Below are 20632 nucleotides of genomic sequence, written 5' to 3'. Positions count from 1 at the left end.
GCCGCCGTTTGCGGAGGCGTTAGCGCAGGATCTCACCGGCGCGGTTGTCCACCACAAACGGGGTTTCGAAATAGGCAAATGTCGGACGGCTGCCATACAGCGTTTCCGCCGTGTCACACCATGCACTGTCGTGGGCGCTCTCTGCCGCGGCACGGGTGGCCCAGAGATAAACACCACCGCCACGATTTGCGCCGGCGTCATAAAGGTACTGTTTGCGTATCAGGTCCGGGTGTCCTTGCCAGCGCGCGACAGTTTGCTCAAAAAGCGCAAGCACAGTGTCGCGCGGCATGTCCGCGGGCAAGTCAAAGCTGACGATCTCGGTGATCATCGACCCCTCACATGGTTTCGACACAGTGGCGGCGGAACGCGCGTTTGAGCATGTCGAGTTCGGCGCGCAACAGATCAATTTCTGCTCGCAAATCATCTGCCAGAGCCTCGCCCGCGATAAAGGTGATTTTTTCCAGCCGCTCACCGTTGGCGGCGTTTTCGATCAGGATCGTGTGGGTGCCATCTGACAGGCTTTCGTGCGGCAGCGGAATGCGCAGCGCCCATTTGCCATCGTCGCCTGCCGCACTCAACACCACGCCGGGGACGGCTTTCTCAAGGTATGTCACCTCGACCGCGGGCTCAGGGCCAGTGCCGCCTTCATAGTGCAGCATGCCCTCCCAGTTGCCTTCAAACAGCCGGGTCTTTGTCAGGATCAATAGGCTCATACTCAGACTCCTAAGGCTGCGTCAAAATTCGGCGCGGGGGCGGCGGCTAAAGGTCAGGTCCCGCAGAATGACTTGATTCATTTCGGGCCCTTCAAAAATCAGGTCGATCCACATTTTTTCGACCCGCTTTTCATTGAGGTTGGAGTAAGCGAGGTCAAATTCCACACGGATGTCTTCGGCCTGAAGCGGCAGCTCGCGCACGATTTGTTCCGTGTTGGGGCCGTGGCGAATGTTGAGGCGTGCAAAGATTTCCAGAGGTTTTTCCATCTCGACGATGGTGTCCATGCGGATGACGTGGCTGCGCAGCAAGCCTTCGACTGCCTCGGTGGGCATGTCCACGACCAGAGACAAAAACGAGCCGTCAAAGCGGAAAACATCCATGCGCAGGCCAAAAGGGGCGAGGTCTTTCTCGTGGGTGTTCCTAAGCTGGCGCAGGGTGAGTTCGGAAATTCGGCAATCGTGAAACAGCGTGACCTCTTCGCCGAGCTTTTCCTTGTTCTCCACTGCGGCGCGGCCTTTGACCGGGATCGGTTCCCGCCAGAGGGCGGGCCGCCATGACCAGTCGGTGCCATGGGGTTTGGGAAAGGCGTTAGAGCCGATGATTGGCAGCGCCAGACGGCTTTCGCTCACCGAGATCAACGTATCCAAATGCTGGCGCAATCCTCGGGCGCGGCGACGCTGTTGGCGCAGAGCAGGCAGTTCGGTCTCGGCGGCCTTACGCGCGTTCTTGGCCCAATAGCGGGCTTGCCCCCATTGATAAATGCGTTCGATCAATCCGCCCGTGCGCGCCATGCTGTTCTGCGTGTCCTCAATTGTTTCTGAAGGCGAAACAATCCGGCCTCCGTTTTTACCTGTCTACCTAAATGGATGACGTGAGACAAACCTGCATTGCACTTAAACCGTCTTAAAGGCAGAAAAATTTCGGAATAACCGAACGCAGCAGTAGGCAGGCCTCTCACAATCGCCTAGGAAAAAGACATGAAGCCTTACGCAGCATTTGATGGACTTGTGGCCCCGGCCCGCGCGCGTCGCGGGTTATTGCGGCTTTGCACCGGAGTGGCGATCACCATTGCGCTCTATCTCGCATTTTTGCTGATGTGGGTGGTGTTCGCGGCCTCTATCTTGCCGGTTGAGCCTGACATTGACGCGATATTGCGCGGCGGGACGGTGTTGCACATGGTCATCCTGATGAGCGGATTTGGCACGCTTATTCTGGCGCTGAAGATGGTGATCGGGGTGCTGCACAAACGCGATCTGGCCAGCCTGGTCGGACCTAAATCCTTGGCGATGGCTCAGGCGTGGCGGGTGGGCAAGTACTGTCTGTTGCTTGGGGCGGTCCTGTTTTTGGTCCCCTATCCCGGAGACGGGACGGTGACGCAGGTTATGCCATTGGGAAAATGGCTGGCTTTGCTGCCGCTGTCGCTGGTGTTGTTGGCCATCCAATGCAGCGCCGAGGAGTTGGTATTCCGCGGCTATCTGCAAAGTCAATTGGCCGCTGAAAGCCGGTCACCGCTGGTCTGGATGGGTGTGCCAAGTGTGCTGTTCGGCCTGCTGCATTATTCGCCGGAAATTTATGGCGATACGGCCGTGTTGGTGGCGCTTTGGGCGACGGCGTTTGGTGTCATGATGGCAGATATCACCGCGCGGGCTGGTACCTTGGGGCCGGCGATTGCGATTCACATGCTGAATAACTTTATGTCGCTCAGCGTGATCGGGTTCAAAGACGAGCTTGGCGGGCTGGCACTGTATCATTTGCCCTATGGGCCCGGAAATGCCGAGGTCATGGGGGCCATGATGCCTTTGGAGTTCCTGAGCATGGTGTGTTTGTGGCTGACTGCACGGATTGCCCTGCGACGCTGATTGCAATTCGCGTCGGGGCATCCTATTTCATGCCCCAACGTTATCAGAGGGCCTGATCGCATGAACTGGATCACCAACTATGTCCGTCCGCGGATCAACTCGATTTTCTCGCGCCGCGAGACGCCGGACAATCTTTGGACCAAATGTGACGACTGCGGCACGATGCTGTTTCACCGTGAATTGTCAGGTAACCAGAACGTCTGTACGCAATGTGGCCATCACATGCACATTACCCCGCGGGCGCGGTTTGAAGCGCTGTTTGACGGCGGCGTGTTCGTGGAGGTGGATGTGCCGGAGCCGGTGACCGATCCGTTGCAGTTCCGTGACAGCAAGAAATATCCCGAGCGTATGAAAACGGCGCAAAAGAACACCGGCGAAAAAGAAGCCATGCTGGTGGCCGAAGGCGAAATGGGCCGCACACCGATCGTGGCGGCGGCGCAGGATTTCTCTTTCATGGGCGGATCCATGGGCATGTATGTCGGCAACGCCATTATCGCTGCGGCCGAGCGTGCGGTGGAATTGAAACGCCCGATGGTTCTGTTTTCAGCCGCAGGCGGCGCGCGGATGCAGGAGGGCATTCTGTCCTTGATGCAGATGCCGCGCACGACGGTTGCCGTTCAGATGCTGAAAGAAGCGGGCCTGCCGTATATCGTTGTGTTGACCCACCCGACAACCGGCGGCGTGACCGCGTCTTATGCGATGCTGGGTGACGTGCATATTTCCGAACCCAACGCGTTGATCTGTTTTGCCGGCCCACGGGTGATCGAGCAAACCATCCGCGAGAAGCTTCCGGAAGGGTTCCAACGGGCGGAATATCTGCTGGATCACGGGATGCTTGATCGGGTGATTGACCGTACCAAGATGAAAGACGAGCTGGTCACCATCATCCGTATGTTGATGGGGCTGACTCCAGCCGTCAAAGGCGATCTGCCGTCACCTGAGATGGTAGAAGACGGAGCAGACGAGGCTGAGGCCGAAGCGCCGAAAGCTGACGCGGAAAAGAAAGCGCCTGAAGCGAAGGCATAAAGGCGGCGTTGCCCCTGAGGGGGGGCGCCTGTGTTGCAGCCGTGCGAAAAAGAGTGGGCAATGACTGAAAACACCTCCGACGCCATTTTGGCGCGCATGTTGGCACTGCATCCCAAGATCATTGATCTGACGTTGGATCGGATGTGGCGGCTGCTTGGCGCGCTGGATCATCCAGAGCGCAAAATGCCGCCGGTGATCCATCTGGCCGGCACCAATGGCAAAGGCAGCACGCAGGCGATGATCCGCGCTGGATTGGAAGGCGCAGGCAAGCGGGTGCATGCCTACACCAGCCCGCATCTGGCGCGGTTTCATGAGCGCATCCGGCTGGCAGGTACGCTGATTGACGAGGCACATCTGACCGACGTGCTGGACGAGTGCTGGGACGCCAACAATCGCGAGAACATCACCTATTTTGAGATCACTACCTGTGCTGGGTTGCTGGCGTTTGCCCGCAACACAGCGGATTACACGTTGCTTGAAGTTGGCCTCGGCGGGCGGCTGGACGCGACCAATGTGATTGATGCGCCCAAGCTCACGGTGATCACACCGATCAGCAAGGATCACGAGCAATTTCTTGGCGACACCGTGGCCAAGATTGCCGCCGAGAAAGCGGGTATTATCAAGCACGGTGTGCCGGTGATTGTGGGACCGCAGCCGGATGAGGCGATGGATGTGATCGAGGCGACAGCGGCGAAGTTGGGCGCGCCACTGATTGCTTATGGTCAACAGTGGCACGTGTGGGAAGAGCGCGGGCGTCTGGTGTTTCAGGATGAAACCGGCCTTTTGGATCTGCCATTGCCAGCCCTGCCGGGCGCGCATCAAATCCAGAACGCGGGCGCGGCAATTGCGGCGTTGCGCCATCTTGGCTGCGATGAGGCCGCTTGTGAGGCAGCAATGCGCGATGTGTTTTGGCCTGCGCGGATGATGCGGATGCGGGAAGGACCATTGGTTGAGGCCGCGCCGGAGGCGGAGTTGTGGCTGGATGGCGGGCACAATGCGGCGGCCGGTGAGGCACTTGGCGCACATCTGGCGAGTTTGCCCAAACGCCCGACCTTTTTGATTTGCGGCATGCTGAACACAAAAGACGTTGGCGGGTATATGGCGCCTTTGGCAGCGCAGGCCGAGGCGTTGCACGCGGTGTCCATTCCCGGAGAGGCGGCCACGCTGAGCGCTGCGGAAACGGCGGCGGCTGCCCGAGCGGCAGGATTGGCGGCGCAGGAAGCGGACAGCGTCGAGGCGGCTTTGGCTGCCATTGTTGCGCAAAACCCAAACGCGCGGGTGCTGATTTGTGGGTCGCTGTATCTGGCGGGGCATGTGCTGCGGTCCAACGGCTGAGCGGCTGACAAATTGCGCGGGCGATTCGTCCATTTTTATCCAGTGCGATTCGTTTTTGCGAATCACCCAGTTGACTGATTCGAATCGGTGGCGCTATAGTCCTTCCAACGCGGGTTTTCCGAAGCAAAAAATCAAAATGCGGAAAACCTCGGACTTATCGGGACAGGCAGGCAAGAAAACGGGGGGCATCAGGCCCCCCGAAAATTTTTGGGGCCAGATCCGCGCGGCGTGGCTGGACAACCTTGGCCCACGGGGCAACCTCCACTAACGTAGTCAAATTGAGAGCAAGTTATTGCAGGAGTCCCGCATGGACGCGGATTTTGCCATTGTCGGAGGGGGAATTGTCGGCCTGTCAGTGGCATTGGGTCTGCTTGACGCGGGTCAGAGCGTCGTCGTGCTGGACGGCAGCGATGCAGACCCCAAGGCGAGCCGCGGCAATTTCGGGCTGATCTGGTTGCAGGGCAAAGGCGTTCACGAGCCAAGATACGCACGGTGGAGCAAAGAGAGTGCCGACTTGTGGCCTGGTTTTGCCGCCAATTTGAAAGAAGCCAGTGGCGTCGACGTGGGATTGCGTCAGGACGGTGGCTTGGACCTGCATTTCAACGACGACAGCCTTGCAGACGCGGTGACCGAACATGAGGCGCTGCAGGCTGAGTTGGGTGCGGATTATCCATTTGAGATATTGAGCCCCGAGACATTGAGCATCGAGGAGCCCGAAATCGGCCCCAAAGTGACAAGCGCAATTTTGCACCATGGCGACGGGCATGTGGATCCGCTGGCGTTGATCACGGCGCTTTCGGGCGCGGTGGTGGCGCAAGGAGGGCGCATCATCGGGGCCACGTCGGTCAGCGATATTGCGGCACGCGCGGGAGCAGAGGAGGGGTTTCGTTTGACGTGTGCGGATGGCGCGGAAATTCAGGCGGCCAAGGTTGTCTTGGCGGCCGGATTGGGATCGGCGCAGTTGGGGCCAAGTCTGGGTTTTGCCGCGCCCTTGCGCCCGGAACGTGGTCAGATCCTGATCACTGAAAAGTTGCCGCCGTTGATCCGACGGCCATCGCTGATTGCCCGTCAGGACCGCGCGGGTGGTATCCAGATCGGGGCCACGAATGAAGACGTCGGAATGGACCGGCGAGTTACGCTGGACGGGATGGCGAAACTGGCAGCCGAGGCGGTGGACGCTTATCCGGTTTTGGCCCGCGCGCAGGTATTGCGGGCTTGGGGGGCCTTGCGGGTGATGTCGCCGGACGGGTTGCCGATCTATCAGGAAAGCCCGACTTGTCCGGGTGCGTTTCTAATCAGCTGTCACAGCGGCGTAACTTTGGCGGCGGTTCACGCGACATCGCTGCCATCGTGGCTTTTGCGGCGCGATTATGCGCCTGACTTGGAGGTGTTCGGTGAAACCCGGTTTGCGGCTTAAATCTTTGATACCGGATGCGCCAATGGTTGAGGTGCAATTCGCCGGGGAACCCTTGATGTTACCTGAGGGTGACACCCTTGCGGCGGCGCTGTTGGCGGCCGGGATCGATGGGTTCCGGCAAACCCCGTTTCAAGGGGTGGCGCGGGCGCCCTATTGCATGATGGGCATCTGTTTTGATTGCCTGCTTGAGGTGGACGGTGTGTCACAGCAATCCTGTATGGTTCAAGTGCGGGCTGGCATGGACGTGCGTCCGGCGCGGCAGCGGTGGGAGGGCCCGTATGCATCGCTTTGATCTGGCCATTGTTGGCGCTGGACCGGCCGGTATGGCGGCGGCGCGCGAAGCGGCCGAAGCGGGGTTGAAGGTTGCGTTGGTGGACGAGCAGCCGCGCGCCGGTGGGCAGATTTATCGAAACTTGGGTCGCGCAGCGAAGACCTATGGTGCGCAGCTAGGCAAAGAGTATCTCCGTGGGGTGCCGTTGGTAGATGGCATTAACCACGAGGCGATCACCCACTTTTCGGGCCATTCGGTTTGGGCAATCGAGAAAGGGCAGCTGGCGTTGAATTCGCCGGAAGGAGCACGTCAGATCGGGGCGCGCAGCGTGCTTTTGGCGACTGGCGCGATTGAGCGCCCGATGCCTGTACCGGGCTGGACGCTGCCCGGAGTGATGGCCGCCGGAGCGGCGCAGATCATGCTTAAGCAATCGGGTTTGGCGGTTGAGAATGCGGTGCTCGTGGGCTCAGGACCATTGTTGCATTTGGTGGCGGTGCAACTTTTGCGCGCGGGGGCACCACCTGTGGCCCTGGTCGAGACCCGCCAGCGCCGGGATTCGCGGCGGGCGCTATTGATGTGGCGCTTGATGTTGCGGGCGGGGCGGTATGTTCAGCGCAGCCTTGCCGACCTTAACGAGCTGCGCAACGCAGGTATTCCTCGCTATATGGCGAGCGCGAATATTGCGCTTTTGGGGGAACGGCGTGTGGACACGGTGAGTTTTTCCAGTGGCGGGCGGCGGCGGGAGTTGAGCTGTGATGCAGCGCTGCTGCATCACGGGGTTGTGCCGCATGTGCAGGCCAGCCGCGCGGCTGGTGTGCCGCATATCTGGAGCGCGACAATCCAAGCGCATGTGCCTGTTTGCGACAGCTGGGGCCGCACCGAGGTGCCACGCGTCTGGGTGGCCGGTGACGGTGTCTGGATCGGGGGCGCGCGGGCGGCGGAACTGTCAGGACGGATTGCGGCGTTGGCGATTGCCCACGACTTGGGGTTTGTGCATAGCCCGGAACGGGATCGCCGCACGTCGGGGTGGATCGAAGAGCGGGATTTCGAGTTGAGTTTGCGGCCGTTGATCGAAAAGGCGTTCCCGCCTTACGCGGCCGCGCTGGCTCCGGCGGACAACGTCACGGTGTGCCGGTGCGAAGAAATCAGCGCGGGTGAGGTGCGACAAGCAGTTCGGGACGGTGCGACGGGGATCAACCACGTCAAAGTAAGCACGCGTGCTGGAATGGGTCGGTGTCAGGGGCGCATGTGCGCTGCCGCATTGGCGCGTATTGTTGTGCAGGAAAGCGATGCCAAGATAGACGAGATCGGCACGCTTAACGCACGACCGCCGATCAAGCCCGTGACCCTTGGTGCGCTGGCCGGCATGGCGCGCCAGGCGCAGAGGCCAGAGGATGATTGACCAGCTTTTGACAGTGATGTTTCTCCTGACTGTGATTGCCACTGCAGTGATGGCGGCGTCGGCAGCAATTCAGGGCGCGCGGCTGGAGTTGGACCTGTTTGGTGCAACTGTCATTGCGGTGGCGACTGCGGTTGGCGGCGGCACTTTGCGGGATATGTTGTTGGGGCGCGTGCCGGTGTTCTGGATCACCGACCTAACCTATCTGTACTCTGCAGTGCCGGTGGCGGTGGTGACATACTTTGTGGCCACGCGATTGCCGGCGGGAAATGGCAAGCGTTTGAAATTGTTGATGCAATTTGATGCTGTAGGATTGGCGCTGTTCACGTTGGTGGGCGTGCGCGTGGCGCAAGAGATGCAAACCCATGTCGTGATTGCCGTTGTCATTGGTGTGATCACCGGAACCGTTGGCGGCATGATCCGCGATGTGCTGTGCAATGTGACGCCGTCGGTGTTGAAAGAAGACCTTTATGCCACGATCTCGTTGGTGGGTGGGGTAACCTACCTAATTTTGGACAAGTGGGTCGGGGAAGAAATCGCCGTGGGGGTCGGTTTTCTGGGTATGTTGATTGTGCGGCTGATCGTGATTGCACGGACCGACATGAAAGCCGAAAGCGCGCTGGACGGGTGAGGGGCAGAAATCCCTAGAATATTCTGCGCGTTGCGGCAAAGCTGGCGACAGAGATCGTTGGGAGAGCGCAGCCATGCAGCATGTCACAGAGTTTCCGTTTGAAATCGAGGAAGAGCCTCATGTCTGGATCCCGATGCCAGACGGCGTTCGCTTGTCGGCGCGCATCTGGCGGCCCAAAGGCGCGGGAGCGGTGCCCGCCGTTTTGGAATACCTGCCTTATCGCAAACGCGACAGCACCGCCGAGCGCGATGCGTTGACCCATCCTTATATGGCGGGACATGGTTATGCCTGCGTGCGGGTAGATATGCGCGGCACCGGTGACAGCGAAGGATTGTTTGACGACGAATATTCCGAACAGGAGCTGGCAGACGGTGTGGCGGTCATTGACTGGCTGGCGGCGCAGGCCTGGTGTTCGGGCACGGTTGGGATGATGGGCATCAGCTGGGGCGGCTTTAACGGCCTGCAGATTGCGGCGCTGCGCCCCGAGCCGCTTAAGGCCGTTGTGTCGATTTGCTCAACCGTGGACCGATATGCCGACGACATCCATTACAAAGGCGGCATCATGTTGGGTGAAAATCCGGCGTGGGCTGCAACTGTGTTGGGGTGGTTCGCGCTGCCACCGGATCCGGAGATCGTGCGCGAAGGCGCGATGGATATGTGGCAAGAACGATTGGACGACACACCGTTTCTTGCAGGGCGCTGGGCGGAGCATCAGTTGCGGGATGATTATTGGAAACACGGGTCGGTTTGCGAGGACTACAGCGCGATCACTGCCGCCGTTCTTAGTGTGGGTGGATGGCATGACGGCTATCGCAACACGATTGCCCATTTGGTGGAAAACCTTGATGCGCCGGTCAAAGGGCTGATCGGGCCGTGGAACCACAAGTATCCGCATTTTGCGGTGCCGGAACCGCGGATAGATTTTCTCGGCGAGATGCTGCGGTGGTGGGATCGCTGGCTCAAAGGGATCGAGAACGGCGCTGAAGACTTACCGGATATGCGGCTTTGGGTGATGGACAGCGTGCCGCCGAAATTGAGCTATGACCGTCGGCCCGGGCGCTGGGTGGCGCTGGACGATTGGTCGGCGCGACCCCAGCCGGAGGTTTTGCATTTCAACGCTGAGGCCTTGGCGGCAGAGGCTGGGCCGGTAGGGCGCCAAGCCTATCCGGCGCTTGCGTGTGGACAGGCGGCGGGCGAATTCTTTCCCTTTGGCTTTGGCCCTGGAGAATTGCCGGATGATCAGCGTTTGGATGACGCTCTGAGCCTGTGTTTTGACGGAGCTGTGGTGCAACAGGCCTGCGATATCGTCGGTTCACCAACTGTAAACCTACGTCTGGCGAGCGACCAGCCGCGCGCGCAAGTGGCGGTGCGGCTATGTGATGTGGCGCCGGATGGCAGCAGCGCTTTGATCTGCCACGGATTTTTGAACCTGCGCCATCGCGCTGGGCATGAGACAGCTGTCGACATGCCTGTGGGCGACATGGTGGATGTGTCGGTTGTGTTGGATCAGTGCGGCTATCGGTTGCCGGTTGGACACAAGCTGCGGGTGGCGATTTCGACCAGCTATTGGCCGTTCGTGTGGCCAGAGGCGAAACCCGTTACCCTGCTGGTGGACAGTGGCACGCTGGAGTTGCCTGTTTTGCCTGAGGGCATGGGCGAAGGGTGGGCTTTTGATCCGCCAAAAGCGGCCCCCAAGCGCGCGACGCGCATGTTAAGCGACGGTTCTGAAGCCAAGCGGGTGATCCGGGATGCCTCTGATCGCAGCGTGACACTTGAAATTGCAAGCGACACCGGCATCGAAGAGGATCTTTCGACAGGGCTGTCGCATCGGATCAAACATCAGGAACGGTTTACCATTCAAGAGGACGACGCGTCTTCGGCGGTGGCGGATTTTCGGTGGGAGCGACGCATGGCGCGCGGCGGTTGGGCAGTGACCGTTGAGGCCCATGTGACCATGACCGGTCTGGACGACTGTTTCGAAGTGTCTGCCAGCCTGCGCACCTCGGGGGAGGGGGATCTTGCCTTCTACAAAGAATGGAATGCGCAGATCCCGCGCCTCTGAGCGGCGGCGATCGCGCTCCGTCGTTTTTCGGGAATGTCCTATCAGATTTTCTCGTGTAACGAGAAAATTCCTGATTACGTCGTGTTAGGGTCGCCAAAGTCGAAAACCGACACTACTGTCGGAATTAGAACATGATGCGCCGGTTTTAGGGGGATGGCGAAGGGTGAGTTCAGCGTCGGAAACGACGCGGCGAAAATCTTGGCCGACCATTTAACTTTTTCCTTGCTTTGTACCGCGGGCGAACCGCAGCATGTAAAAAAACAAGAATTCAATAGGGAGTATAACTATGAATGATGAACTGAAATATCTCAGTCGCCGTGCTGCGACGGGTCTGCTGACCCGCCGTGAATTTGTCGGCCGTGCCGGCGCATTGGGTCTGACAGCTGCTGCTGCGACGACCATGATGTCCAGTGCTGTTATGGCTGCAGGTCCGCAAAAGGGCGGCACATTGCGCATGGGTCTGCAGGGTGGTTCGACCACTGACAGCCTTGATCCGGCGCTGGCAACCAACCAGGTTGCGCTGATGCTGATCCGCCTTTGGGGTGAGCCGCTGGTTGAGCTGGCTGACGATGGTGGCATCGACGGCAAAGTGGCCGAAAGCTACGAAGCCAGCGCCGACGCCAAGACATGGACCTTCACTGTGCGTCAGGGTCTTACCTTCTCCAACGGTCAGGACGTGACCGCGGCAGATGTTGCAGAGACTCTGGATCGTCATGCTGGTGAAGACACCAAGTCCGGCGCGCTAGGCCTGCTGCGCGACATCAAAGATGTGCGCACCGACGGTCGCAACGTGATCATCGAGCTGAACAATGCCAACGCCGACCTGCCTTATCTGATGGCGGACTATCACCTGATCGTACAGCCGGGTGGCGGCAAGTCCGCACCGGACGCAGCGATCGGCACCGGTCCTTATGTCCTAAAAGAAGTCGACATGGGCGTGCGTTTTGTCGCTGAGAAAAACCCGAACTATTGGGGTGACATCGGCCATGCACAGACGATTGAACTGATTGTGATCAACGACAACACCGCCCGCGTTGCTGCATTGCAGTCCGGTCAGGTGGACATGATCGACCGCGTGCCTCCGCGCACCGCCGGTCTGGTTGCCCGCGCACCGGGCATCACTGTCGCATCCACAAGCGGTCCGGGTCACTATGTGTTCATCGCACATGCCGATACGGCACCATTTGACAATCAAGACCTGATGCTGGCGCTCAAGCACGGTATCAACCGTCAGGAAATGGTCGACAAGATCCTGTTCGGCTATGGCTCTGTTGGCAACGACAGCCCGATCAACTCATCTTATCCGATGTTCACCGAAACTGAGCAGCGCGAATATGATCCGGAGAAAGCGGCGCATCACTTCAAGAAGTCGGGCCACTCCGGTTCGGTTCTGCTGCGCACATCGGACAACTCGTTCCCTGGCGCTCCTGATGCGGCAGCACTGTTCCAGCAATCGCTGGCAGGTGCTGGCATCGAGCTTGAAATCAAGCGTGAGCCAAACGACGGTTACTGGTCTGAAGTCTGGAACAACAAACCATTCTGCACCAGCTACTGGGGTGGTCGTCCGACGCAGGATCAGATGTACACCACGGCATATCTGTCAACAGCTGACTGGAACGACACTCGTTTCAAAAATGAGCAGTTTGACCAGTTGCTGATCGCGGCTCGTGCCGAGTTGGATCTGGCCAAGCGCACGCAAATGTACGCCGACATGGGCGCATTGCAGCGTGACGAAGGTGGCTTGATCTGTCCAATGTTCAACGATTTCATCGACGCTCACAACGACAAGGTTGCGGGCTGGGTTGAGAACGCCAAAGGCTTTGCACTGATGAACAGCTATGCGCCCGTGCGCATGTGGGTGACAGGTTAAAATGCCCCTCATTGTGAAACTACTGGTCCAGCGCATCGCGCTGGGCCTTCTTCTGCTGTTTCTCGTCTCGATCCTGATCTTTGCTGGCACGATCATTCTGCCAGGAGACGTAGCACAATCCATTCTGGGTCAATCCGCGACACCTGAGGCGCTTGCCAACTTGCGCCGGGATCTCGGGCTGAACGATCCGCCTGTAACCCGGTATCTGAACTGGCTTGGCGGTCTTTTGCGAGGTGACCTCGGAACTGCGCTTACGTCAGGACAGGACATTGCAACCGCCATCGGCAAACGCCTTGGCAACACTATGTTCCTTGCATTCTGGGCAGCTTTTATTTCTGTGCCTCTTGCGATCCTGCTGGGCCTTGTGGCCGTGCGCTATCGCGAACGCTGGCCGGACAAGATCATCTCTGCTGTCACGTTGGCATCCATCTCGGTGCCTGAATTCCTGATTGCTTACGTCGCCATTTTTGTAGTGTCGGTGCGCCTGCGTTGGGCGCCGTCGGTCACCACGATCCACGATTCGATGTCGTTGGGTGAAAAATTGCACACAATTTCCCTTCCGGTCGCCGTTCTGACGCTGGTGGTTCTGGCGCACATGATGCGTATGACCCGCGCCGCGATCCTGAACGTGATGCAATCGGCCTATGTTGAAACTGCGGAACTTAAGGGTTTGCGGATGTTCAACATCATCTGGAAACACGCGTTCCCGAACGCCGTGGCCCCCATTGTGAACGTGGTCATGCTGAACATGGCTTATCTGGTGGTCGGTGTGGTGGTGATCGAAGTGGTCTTTACCTATCCCGGCATGGGGCAGTACCTCGTGGATCACGTAAGTAAGCGTGACATTCCGGTGGTGCAGGCCTGTGGTCTGATCTTTGCCGCTGTTTACATCGGCCTGAACATGATTGCGGACATCGTGTCCATCATTGCAAACCCGCGTTTGCGGCATCCGAAATAGGGGACAAGCTATGAGAATACCCATTGCTGCCCTAGTCGGGCTTATCTTCACCTTCGCGTACTTCTTTGTCGCGATTTTTGCACCGTGGATTGCGCCTTATGGCATGGCCGAAGTGGTCAGCCGTGATGTGTGGCTGCCACCCAGCTCCGAGTTTTTGTTGGGCACCGACAACCTTGGTCGCGACTTGCTGAGCCGAATGATTTACGGCGGGCGCACGACGATTTTCATTGCCACTGCGGCCACCATTCTGAGCTTCTCGACCGGGTCTATCCTTGGCTTTCTGGCCGCCGTGTTGGGCGGTTGGGCGGATCAGGCGATGAGTCGGTTTGTCGATTTGATCATGTCGATCCCATCGTTGATCTTTGCGCTTGTGGTTCTATCGGTGATGCCGGTGACCGTGCCGGTGCTGATCCTCGTGATGGGTCTGCTGGACAGCACCCGTGTCTATCGACTGGCGCGCGCTGTGGCGGTGGACATCAACGTGATGGATTACGTCGAAGCCGCCAAGCTGCGCGGCGAGGGTCGGACGTGGATCATCTTCCGCGAAATCCTGCCAAACGCGCTGTCACCGCTGGTGGCGGAAATGGGCCTGCGATTCATCTTTATGGTGCTGTTTGTCTCGACGCTGTCGTTCCTTGGCCTTGGCGTGCAACCGCCAGAAGCCGATTGGGGTGGCATCGTGAAAGAGAACGCGGACGGTATCGTTTACGGCATCGGTGCGGCGCTTTATCCGGCTGTTGCAATCGCGACACTGGCCATTTCGGTTAACCTCGTGGCGGATTGGGTTCTCAATCGCACAACATCGCTGAAAGGGGGCCGCGGATGAGCGACAAGCTTCTCGCAGTTAAAGACCTCAAGATCGGCGCAACGGTTTATCCTCCGGGGGAAAAACCGCATGACATCGAGATCGTACACGGTGTCAGCTTTGAGCTGGAAAAGGGCAAGGTTCTTGGCCTGATCGGCGAATCCGGGGCTGGCAAGTCGACCATTGGTCTGGCGTCGATGGCCTATGGTCGTGGTGGTGTGAAAATCACCGGCGGCGAGGTTTGGGTCAACGGACGCGATATCCTGCAAACCGGATTGGGCGACATTCGCGCCTTGCGCGGGGGGGAGGTGACCTATGTCAGCCAATCCGCAGCAGCGTCGTTTAACCCCGCCAAACAGATCATGGAACAGGTCACTGAGGCCGCTATCCTGCAAGGCAAGTTTTCCAGGAAAGAGTCCGAAGCACGCGCGATCGAGTTGTTCCGCAAACTGGGCTTGCCGGATCCGGAAAACATCGGCAGCCGCTATCCGCATCAGGTATCGGGCGGTCAGTTGCAGCGCTGTATGACGGCGCTGGCGCTCTGTCCGGAACCCGATCTGGTGGTGTTTGACGAACCGACGACCGCACTGGATGTGACCACGCAAATCGATGTTCTGATGGCGATTAAAGAAGCCATCCGCGACACCGGTGTGGCGGCGCTTTATATCACCCATGACCTCGCCGTGGTGGCGCAGGTGAGCGACGATATCCTCGTGCTTAAAATGGGCGATATGGTCGAATATGGGCCGGTCGATCAGATCATCAACAATCCTCAGGAAGAGTACACGCAGGCCCTGGTGTCGGTGCGTTCGATTTCGCACGAGGAAAAAGAACCGACTTCGGAGCCGGTTTTGACGGTGCAGAATATCACGGCACGCTACAAAGGCACGAATTTTGATGTTCTCAAGAACATCAATGTCGAGCTGCATCCCGGTCAAACGTTGGCGGTGGTGGGCGAAAGCGGCTCGGGGAAATCGACGCTGGCGCGGGTGATCACGGGTCTTTTGCCGCAAACCGTCGGGCGGGTGAATTTTGCCGGTCGGGATCTGTCGCCAGATTTGCCGGGCCGCGACATGGAAGATCTGCGCGAGTTGCAGATGATCTATCAGATGGCGGATGTGGCCATGAACCCACGCCAGACGGTTGGCACGATCATCGGCCGTCCCTTGGAGCTTTATTTCGGTCTAAAGGGCGAAGCAAAGCACAAGCGCATCGTAGAATTGCTGGATGAAATCGAGATGGGGGTCGAGTTTATCGACCGCTATCCGGCGGAGCTTTCGGGTGGTCAAAAGCAGCGTGTATGTATTGCGCGGGCCTTGGCTGCGAAGCCCAAGCTGATCATCTGTGACGAGGTCACCTCTGCGCTGGATCCACTGGTGGCGGACGGCATTCTTAAGTTGTTGCTGGATCTGCAAAAGGTCGAGGATGTGGCCTATCTGTTCATCACCCACGATCTGGCGACGGTGAAGGCCATCGCGGACAGTATCGCGGTGATGTATCAGGGCGAAGTGGTGCGTTATGGCGGCAAGACCGACGTGCTGAGCCCGCCGTTTGACGACTATACCGATCTGCTGCTGAGTTCCGTACCGGAGATGAAGCTGGGTTGGTTGGAAGAGGTCATTGCCAACCGCAAGATGGAAAGCGCTGGCAACTAAGGCGGCATTCCAATGCTAAAACATAAGAGCGCCTCGCAGGATCTGCGGGGCGTCTTCTTTTGGCGCCTAATAGTGGCTGGTGTACCCGCCATCGACGGCAAGGATGTGGCCAGAGACATAGCTTGAAGCGAGTGAGGCGAGAAAAAGGATGGCGGGGGCAGTTCGGCTGGCTCCCCCCAACGGCCCAATGCGGACGCGGATTTGAGTTTGGCGGTGACGGCTGGATCAGCGGCGGCGGCCTCGTTCGGGGCGGTCTTGAAGTAGCCCGGTGCGACGGCGTTGACGTTGATGCCCTGAGTGCCGAGCTCGGCGGCGAGAGCCTTGGTCATGCCATTGATGCCGGCCTTGGCGGCTGTATAGGCGGCGTCGCCGGATTGGGCGATCAGACCGGCGATTGAAGAGATGTTCACGATGCGCCCATAGCCACCGGGCGCCATCTGCTCCGCGGCGCGTTGTGACAGCCGGAAAGGCGCGATCAGGTCGACATCCATCATACGACGCAGATCTTCGCGACTGAACTCCGGCAAGGTGCGACGATCACGCATGCCGACATTGTTTACAAGGATCGTGACGCCGCCCGCGTTGGCCAAAGTGGCGAAAGCAGCGTCAGAGCCGGCTTCGTCCGCCACATCAAATGCAAGGGCTGTGGCGGTGCCACCTGCGGTCCCGATTTCGGCAGCGGCGCGTTCACACCGCGCGCGGTCCCTTCCGTTGATCCAGACATGTGCGCCTGCTTTCGCCAAGAGTGCGGCGGCCTTGCGGCCAAGGCCGTCGGAGCTGCCGGTGATCAAAGCATTTTGGCCGGTCAGGTCGAAAATAGGCAGGTCAGGCATGGAGGTCTCGCTTGATTGTGCTCAAGGCGACGTTGCGGCCAAAAGAGGCAAAGTCAAGCTCCGCATTGCTCCGGGGCGCAGGCTGGGATAGTCATGCTGCATTGCAATATCTTCCAGCGAGACAGCCATGTCCTATATCGCCCGTATCGAGATTGATGACCGCAACCTGCCGCCTCCGACTCCGGAGATCGATCAGGAACGCAAAGTCGCAGTGTTTGATCTGTTGGAAGAGAACAGTTTCAAGCTGCCCGCGCGTGATGATCGTGTTGTGCCCGAGGGGCCTTATGCCGTGGAGCTGTCGATCCGCGACAAACGTCTGGTGTTTGATGTGAAGATGGACGAAGGCGACAAGGCGGCAGAGTTCCACCTGAGCCTGTCGCCGTTTCGGCAGGTGGTGAAGGATTACTGGGCGATCTGCGAGAGCTATTTCGACGCCGTGAAAAACCTTCCGCCCAGCCAGATCGAAACCATCGACATGGCGCGACGGGGTATTCACAACGAAGGCGCACGGGTGTTGCAAGAACGGCTTGAAGGCAAGGCCGACGTCGACACGGACACGGCGCGGCGGTTGTTTACGCTGATTTGCGTGCTGCACTTCGGGGGCTGAGGCAATGTCGGAGGAGACGCCTTATAAACCATTGCCGCAGTCTGTCCTGTTCTGCTGTGACCAGAATTCGGTGCGCTCGCCGATGGCAGAGGGCATCATGAAAAAGCTCTACGGAACGGATGTCTACGTGCAGTCCGCAGGGATTCACTCTGATCTGGAGATCGACGGATTTGCCATCTCGGTCTGTGAGGAAATCGGAGTAGAGTTGGCCCGCCATCAATCGCGCAGCTTTGACGAGATGGAAAAAGGCGGTGATCAGCTGTCGTCTTTTGATCTGGTTGTGGCGCTGACGCCAGCAAGCAAAGCCGAGGCAGAGCGGTTGACGCAGTATTATCACACAGAGCTTGAATTTTGGCCGATTTCGGATCCGACGGGGGCAGGTGACGGACGTGACGCGCGGCTGGCGGCCTATCGCAGTTCGCGAGATGACATCGTGACACAACTGAAGGGCCGGTGGGGCGCAGGAGCGGCCTGAGGCGGAAATTCTACTTTGAAGAATTTCGATGTGGCAGAATCTTCTGCCAAGAAGGTGCGTGCGACTTGACCCATGCTGGCAAGACACCGCCGAACCCTGCGTGACGGCCATGTCACATTTGAACAAACACGCAGAGAATCCCCTTGTATATCGCCGTTATTGGTCCCATTTAGGGGCAGCCCGCAACAAGCGGGTGCAATGTGAAGGAGAGACCATGGCCAAGGAAGAACTGCTCGAATTTCCCGGCGTCGTAAAGGAACTCCTGCCAAATGCGACATTTCGGGTCGAGCTGGAAAACGGCCATGAGATCATCGCACATACGGCAGGCAAGATGCGCAAGAACCGCATCCGTGTTCTGGCTGGCGACAAAGTCCAGGTAGAAATGACGCCATATGATCTGACCAAGGGTCGGATCAACTACCGCTTTAAGTAACCGCCTTGCGCGGGCGAAAGCGAGGCTTGGGATGAGATTGATCCTCGGCTCCGGCAGCCCGCGTCGTCGGGAATTGCTGGCACAAATCGGTGTGGTGGCGGATGACATCCGCCCGCCCGATATTGATGAGACCCCCCACAAAAGTGAGTTGCCCCGGCCGTATTGCCGGCGCATTGCGCATGAAAAGGCGCTGGCGGTGACAGCCGCGCCTGACGAGATTGTTCTGTGTGCAGATACCACTGTCGCGCTGGGGCGTCGGATTATGGGCAAGCCGCGCGACGCCGCCGAAGCCGCAGCGTTCCTAAACGCGTTGTCCGGACGTCGTCATCGGGTTGTGACTGCCGTTGCTGTGCGCACAGGCAATCGCATTTGGGAAAAGGACGTGGAAAGCGTCGTCAAGATGAAGCGGCTGTCCAATGTCGAGATCAGCGCGTATTTGGCGACGGGCGATTGGCAGGGCAAAGCCGGTGGCTACGCCATCCAAGGTCCGGCTGGCGCGTTCATCCCGTGGATTTCCGGATCATTTACAGCCATTGTGGGTTTGCCGGTGGCGGAAACCGCCAACTTGCTGCAAGCGGCAGGCTATCCGCTTTACACATCAGACTGAAAGGGACGCCAATGAAGGGACGTCAGATTATTCTCGACCAGATCAACGGGCGCGAGGCCGCGGCTCTGATGGTGGACGGACAATTGGACGACTTGCTGGTCGAAGGCGATGCGCCGCGACCCGGGACGATCTATCGCGCGGTGGCAGACCGACCTGTCAAAGGGCAGGGGGGGATGTTCCTGAAGACCCCGGACGGCAACGTGTTTTTGCGGCAAGTCAAAGGGCTGGCCCCGGGAGATGTGATGCTGGTGCAGGTGACGGGATATGCCGAGCCGGGCAAGGCGATTCCGGTGACGCAGAAAGTGCTTTTCAAGAGCCGCTATGTGATTGTGACGCCGGATGCGCCGGGGATTAATGTGAGCCGGTCAATTCACGAAGAAGACGAGCGTGACCGCATTCTTGAAGTGGCGCATGAGGTCAGCCGTGAAGAAGGCGTTGGATTGATTTTGCGCTCGGCGTGCGAGGGCGCGGATCGAGATGAAATCGCCGAAGACATCGCCAATATGCTTGATCTCGCCGAGCAGGTTCTAGCGGACGCCGAAGGCGCGGCAGAGAAGTTGCTCGATGGTGACGGTCCGCACTTGGCTGCATGGCGGGACTGGTCCGAGCCGGCGGAGGTGGTGACTGAGGCTGGCAGTTTTGACACGCATGGTGTGTTGGACGCGCTGGAGGACGCTCAAGGCAGCCGCGTCTCGCTGGAAAGCGGTGTGAGCCTTTTCGTAGAGCCAACCAGGGCTTTGGTGGCCGTAGATGTGAACACAGGTGGTGACACCTCGCCGGCGGCAGGCACCAAGGCTAATTTTGCTGCTGCACGAGCGTTGCCGCGGGCTTTGCGAGTGCGAGGACTTGGGGGGCAGGTAGTGCTGGATTTGGCGCCGATGCCCAAGAAGGACCGGCGCGGGTTTGAAAGCGCGCTGCGCTCGGCGTTTAAACGGGATCCGATTGACACCACTCTGGTGGGATGGACGCCGCTGGGGCACTTTGAATTGCAACGCAAAAAAGCGCGTCAGGAGCTGCGGGAGGTGCTGAAATGAGCTGTCCGATCTGCAAAAAAGATGCGGTTGAGCGGTATCGCCCGTTTTGCTCAAAACGCTGCGCGGATATCGATCTGGGCAAGTGGTTTGATGGTGATTATGCGGTGGCATCCGAAGATCCTGAAGGGGCGGCTGAAGCTTTGGAAGACCTGGAAAAGCAAGCGTCCCGTTTGCACTGAATTATTTCGCGAATCCCTCTGGACACCATGCCGAGCGTGACATAAAACGCCGCAACCCGAACGTTGAACGTTCACCCGTGCCCGGGTAGCTCAGGGGTAGAGCAGTGGATTGAAAATCCTCGTGTCGGTGGTTCGATTCCGCCCCTGGGCACCATTTAATTATTTGAAGTTATTGAATAAACACGACCGGGAACATAGCGATCCTAGTCGTCGCATCTGGCTTGGGTGCCGTATGGGTGCCATCGACTAGTGAGTAATTGAAGCTAATACCAGATGTGTTCTCTCGACTAGAAGAGTATGCAGGCGTCTGGGAAACATTGAGCTGAATCCTCTTTCCTGCCGTGATCGGGTGCTCGACCAATTGATGACGAGCGATGTATGATCGACGTCCCTAGGGAAAGCGACCGTGTCCGTCATCAGATAATTTGAGACAGATGGCAGTTTGACTTTGAGAGGTCATCG

The 20632-nt window shown here is 58.7% G+C and carries 22 protein-coding genes and 1 tRNA gene; 19 read left to right on the top strand and 4 right to left on the bottom strand.

The genetic code is table 11. From position 1 onward, the window contains the following. Positions 1-19: 19 nt before the first annotated feature. From SHIM_RS12435 to SHIM_RS12425, 3 genes are read right to left on the bottom strand one after another with little or no spacing between them, the layout of a single operon-like run. A complete protein-coding gene (locus SHIM_RS12435) occupies positions 20-328 on the bottom strand; it encodes a hypothetical protein (protein ID WP_054002997.1) in 309 nt (102 codons plus the stop codon). A gap of 7 nt (positions 329-335) precedes the next feature. Further along, positions 336-713, bottom strand: a complete 378-nt coding sequence (locus tag SHIM_RS12430) for a hypothetical protein (protein WP_054002996.1) — start codon at positions 711-713, stop codon at positions 336-338. A gap of 21 nt (positions 714-734) precedes the next feature. Next, a complete protein-coding gene (locus tag SHIM_RS12425) occupies positions 735-1505 on the bottom strand; it encodes a DUF6478 family protein (RefSeq protein ID WP_054002995.1) in 771 nt (256 codons plus the stop codon). 186 nt (positions 1506-1691) lie between these two features. On the opposite strand from SHIM_RS12425, the gene SHIM_RS12420 reads away from it, so the two are divergent. From SHIM_RS12420 to SHIM_RS12360, 12 genes are all read left to right on the top strand, one after another. After that, complete coding sequence (locus SHIM_RS12420; RefSeq protein WP_054002994.1) at positions 1692-2573, top strand: CPBP family intramembrane glutamic endopeptidase; 882 nt, start codon at positions 1692-1694, stop codon at positions 2571-2573. A 60-nt stretch (positions 2574-2633) separates the two neighbouring features. Continuing rightward, positions 2634-3599 (top strand): acetyl-CoA carboxylase, carboxyltransferase subunit beta, encoded by a 966-nt coding sequence (accD, locus tag SHIM_RS12415; RefSeq protein WP_054002993.1) that lies wholly within the window; start codon positions 2634-2636, stop codon positions 3597-3599. Between the two features lie 60 nt (positions 3600-3659). Further along, positions 3660-4934 carry a bifunctional folylpolyglutamate synthase/dihydrofolate synthase gene (locus SHIM_RS12410; protein WP_054002992.1) on the top strand — a complete coding sequence of 425 codons (1275 nt, stop codon included), beginning with the start codon at positions 3660-3662 and terminating at the stop codon, positions 4932-4934. 307 nt (positions 4935-5241) lie between these two features. Beyond that, on the top strand, positions 5242-6351 hold the full coding sequence (locus tag SHIM_RS12400) for an NAD(P)/FAD-dependent oxidoreductase (protein WP_054002990.1): 1110 nt from the start codon (positions 5242-5244) through the stop codon (positions 6349-6351). Beyond that, complete coding sequence (locus SHIM_RS12395; protein WP_082358386.1) at positions 6305-6643, top strand: (2Fe-2S)-binding protein; 339 nt, start codon at positions 6305-6307, stop codon at positions 6641-6643. The genes SHIM_RS12400 and SHIM_RS12395 overlap by 47 nt, the downstream gene beginning before the upstream one ends. Beyond that, positions 6630-8024 (top strand): FAD/NAD(P)-dependent oxidoreductase, encoded by a 1395-nt coding sequence (locus SHIM_RS12390; protein ID WP_054002988.1) that lies wholly within the window; start codon positions 6630-6632, stop codon positions 8022-8024. The genes SHIM_RS12395 and SHIM_RS12390 overlap by 14 nt, the downstream gene beginning before the upstream one ends. Then, positions 8017-8652: a trimeric intracellular cation channel family protein gene (locus SHIM_RS12385; protein WP_054002987.1), complete on the top strand. Its 636-nt coding sequence runs from the start codon at positions 8017-8019 to the stop codon at positions 8650-8652. Before SHIM_RS12390 ends, SHIM_RS12385 begins: the two co-directional genes overlap by 8 nt. Positions 8653-8725: 73 nt before the next feature. Beyond that, positions 8726-10714, top strand: a complete 1989-nt coding sequence (locus tag SHIM_RS12380) for a CocE/NonD family hydrolase (protein WP_054002986.1) — start codon at positions 8726-8728, stop codon at positions 10712-10714. 286 nt (positions 10715-11000) lie between these two features. Beyond that, positions 11001-12584, top strand: coding sequence for an ABC transporter substrate-binding protein (locus SHIM_RS12375; protein WP_054002985.1), 1584 nt, complete (start codon positions 11001-11003; stop codon positions 12582-12584). Between the two features lies 1 nt (position 12585). Beyond that, positions 12586-13542, top strand: a complete 957-nt coding sequence (locus tag SHIM_RS12370) for an ABC transporter permease (protein ID WP_054002984.1) — start codon at positions 12586-12588, stop codon at positions 13540-13542. A 10-nt stretch (positions 13543-13552) separates the two neighbouring features. After that, entirely contained in the window at positions 13553-14368 is an 816-nt protein-coding gene (locus SHIM_RS12365) for an ABC transporter permease (protein ID WP_054002983.1), read from the top strand. After that, positions 14365-16002 (top strand): ABC transporter ATP-binding protein, encoded by a 1638-nt coding sequence (locus tag SHIM_RS12360; RefSeq protein ID WP_054002982.1) that lies wholly within the window; start codon positions 14365-14367, stop codon positions 16000-16002. The genes SHIM_RS12365 and SHIM_RS12360 overlap by 4 nt, the downstream gene beginning before the upstream one ends. Here SHIM_RS12360 and SHIM_RS12355 read toward each other — a convergent pair. Further along, positions 15999-16835 (bottom strand): SDR family NAD(P)-dependent oxidoreductase, encoded by an 837-nt coding sequence (locus tag SHIM_RS12355; protein ID WP_241488865.1) that lies wholly within the window; start codon positions 16833-16835, stop codon positions 15999-16001. The genes SHIM_RS12360 and SHIM_RS12355 overlap by 4 nt on opposite strands. A gap of 127 nt (positions 16836-16962) precedes the next feature. Between SHIM_RS12355 and SHIM_RS12350 the strand changes: the two genes are divergently transcribed. The 7 genes from SHIM_RS12350 to SHIM_RS12320 all read left to right on the top strand — a co-directional run bounded on the left by SHIM_RS12350 (position 16963) and on the right by SHIM_RS12320 (position 20324). Further along, on the top strand, positions 16963-17442 hold the full coding sequence (locus tag SHIM_RS12350; RefSeq protein ID WP_054002981.1) for a UPF0262 family protein: 480 nt from the start codon (positions 16963-16965) through the stop codon (positions 17440-17442). A 4-nt stretch (positions 17443-17446) separates the two neighbouring features. After that, entirely contained in the window at positions 17447-17917 is a 471-nt protein-coding gene (locus SHIM_RS12345; RefSeq protein ID WP_054002980.1) for an arsenate-mycothiol transferase ArsC, read from the top strand. A 214-nt stretch (positions 17918-18131) separates the two neighbouring features. Further along, positions 18132-18350: a translation initiation factor IF-1 gene (infA, locus tag SHIM_RS12340; protein ID WP_007205486.1), complete on the top strand. Its 219-nt coding sequence runs from the start codon at positions 18132-18134 to the stop codon at positions 18348-18350. Between the two features lie 31 nt (positions 18351-18381). Then, a complete protein-coding gene (locus SHIM_RS12335; protein ID WP_054002979.1) occupies positions 18382-18957 on the top strand; it encodes a Maf family protein in 576 nt (191 codons plus the stop codon). Between the two features lie 11 nt (positions 18958-18968). Beyond that, the gene (locus SHIM_RS12330; RefSeq protein WP_054002978.1) at positions 18969-19991 is read left to right on the top strand and encodes a ribonuclease E/G; all 1023 of its coding nucleotides are present in this window, start codon (positions 18969-18971) and stop codon (positions 19989-19991) included. Further along, positions 19988-20170 carry a DNA gyrase inhibitor YacG gene (locus tag SHIM_RS12325; RefSeq protein WP_054002977.1) on the top strand — a complete coding sequence of 61 codons (183 nt, stop codon included), beginning with the start codon at positions 19988-19990 and terminating at the stop codon, positions 20168-20170. Before SHIM_RS12330 ends, SHIM_RS12325 begins: the two co-directional genes overlap by 4 nt. 79 nt (positions 20171-20249) lie before the next feature. Next, positions 20250-20324 (top strand) — tRNA-Phe (locus tag SHIM_RS12320). Positions 20325-20632: the final 308 nt, after the last annotated feature.

The sequence above is a fragment of the Shimia sp. SK013 genome (genome assembly GCF_001292625.1).
Taxonomy (GTDB): Bacteria; Pseudomonadota; Alphaproteobacteria; order Rhodobacterales; family Rhodobacteraceae; genus Shimia.
Note: the sequence above shows the minus strand (reverse complement) of the source record. Positions and strands in the feature narration are given on the sequence as shown.

Bases quoted from the DNA above. Each gene is read 5' to 3' on its own strand.
- SHIM_RS12435 (WP_054002997.1), bottom strand. From the start codon at position 328: ATGATCACCGAGATCGTCAGCTTTGACTTGCCCGCGGACATGCCGCGC.
- SHIM_RS12370 (WP_054002984.1), top strand. From the start codon at position 12,586: ATGCCCCTCATTGTGAAACTACTGGTCCAGCGCATCGCGCTGGGCCTT.
- SHIM_RS12425 (WP_054002995.1), bottom strand. From the start codon at position 1,505: ATGGCGCGCACGGGCGGATTGATCGAACGCATTTATCAATGGGGGCAA.
- SHIM_RS12395 (WP_082358386.1), top strand. From the start codon at position 6,305: ATGCGCCTGACTTGGAGGTGTTCGGTGAAACCCGGTTTGCGGCTTAAA.
- SHIM_RS12420 (WP_054002994.1), top strand. From the start codon at position 1,692: ATGAAGCCTTACGCAGCATTTGATGGACTTGTGGCCCCGGCCCGCGCG.
- SHIM_RS12325 (WP_054002977.1), top strand. From the start codon at position 19,988: ATGAGCTGTCCGATCTGCAAAAAAGATGCGGTTGAGCGGTATCGCCCG.
- accD (WP_054002993.1), top strand. From the start codon at position 2,634: ATGAACTGGATCACCAACTATGTCCGTCCGCGGATCAACTCGATTTTC.
- SHIM_RS12330 (WP_054002978.1), top strand. From the start codon at position 18,969: ATGAAGGGACGTCAGATTATTCTCGACCAGATCAACGGGCGCGAGGCC.
- SHIM_RS12385 (WP_054002987.1), top strand. From the start codon at position 8,017: ATGATTGACCAGCTTTTGACAGTGATGTTTCTCCTGACTGTGATTGCC.
- SHIM_RS12390 (WP_054002988.1), top strand. From the start codon at position 6,630: ATGCATCGCTTTGATCTGGCCATTGTTGGCGCTGGACCGGCCGGTATG.
- SHIM_RS12430 (WP_054002996.1), bottom strand. From the start codon at position 713: ATGAGCCTATTGATCCTGACAAAGACCCGGCTGTTTGAAGGCAACTGG.
- SHIM_RS12375 (WP_054002985.1), top strand. From the start codon at position 11,001: ATGAATGATGAACTGAAATATCTCAGTCGCCGTGCTGCGACGGGTCTG.
- SHIM_RS12350 (WP_054002981.1), top strand. From the start codon at position 16,963: ATGTCCTATATCGCCCGTATCGAGATTGATGACCGCAACCTGCCGCCT.
- SHIM_RS12345 (WP_054002980.1), top strand. From the start codon at position 17,447: ATGTCGGAGGAGACGCCTTATAAACCATTGCCGCAGTCTGTCCTGTTC.
- SHIM_RS12400 (WP_054002990.1), top strand. From the start codon at position 5,242: ATGGACGCGGATTTTGCCATTGTCGGAGGGGGAATTGTCGGCCTGTCA.
- SHIM_RS12380 (WP_054002986.1), top strand. From the start codon at position 8,726: ATGCAGCATGTCACAGAGTTTCCGTTTGAAATCGAGGAAGAGCCTCAT.
- SHIM_RS12355 (WP_241488865.1), bottom strand. From the start codon at position 16,835: ATGCCTGACCTGCCTATTTTCGACCTGACCGGCCAAAATGCTTTGATC.
- infA (WP_007205486.1), top strand. From the start codon at position 18,132: ATGGCCAAGGAAGAACTGCTCGAATTTCCCGGCGTCGTAAAGGAACTC.
- SHIM_RS12360 (WP_054002982.1), top strand. From the start codon at position 14,365: ATGAGCGACAAGCTTCTCGCAGTTAAAGACCTCAAGATCGGCGCAACG.
- SHIM_RS12365 (WP_054002983.1), top strand. From the start codon at position 13,553: ATGAGAATACCCATTGCTGCCCTAGTCGGGCTTATCTTCACCTTCGCG.
- SHIM_RS12410 (WP_054002992.1), top strand. From the start codon at position 3,660: ATGACTGAAAACACCTCCGACGCCATTTTGGCGCGCATGTTGGCACTG.
- SHIM_RS12335 (WP_054002979.1), top strand. From the start codon at position 18,382: ATGAGATTGATCCTCGGCTCCGGCAGCCCGCGTCGTCGGGAATTGCTG.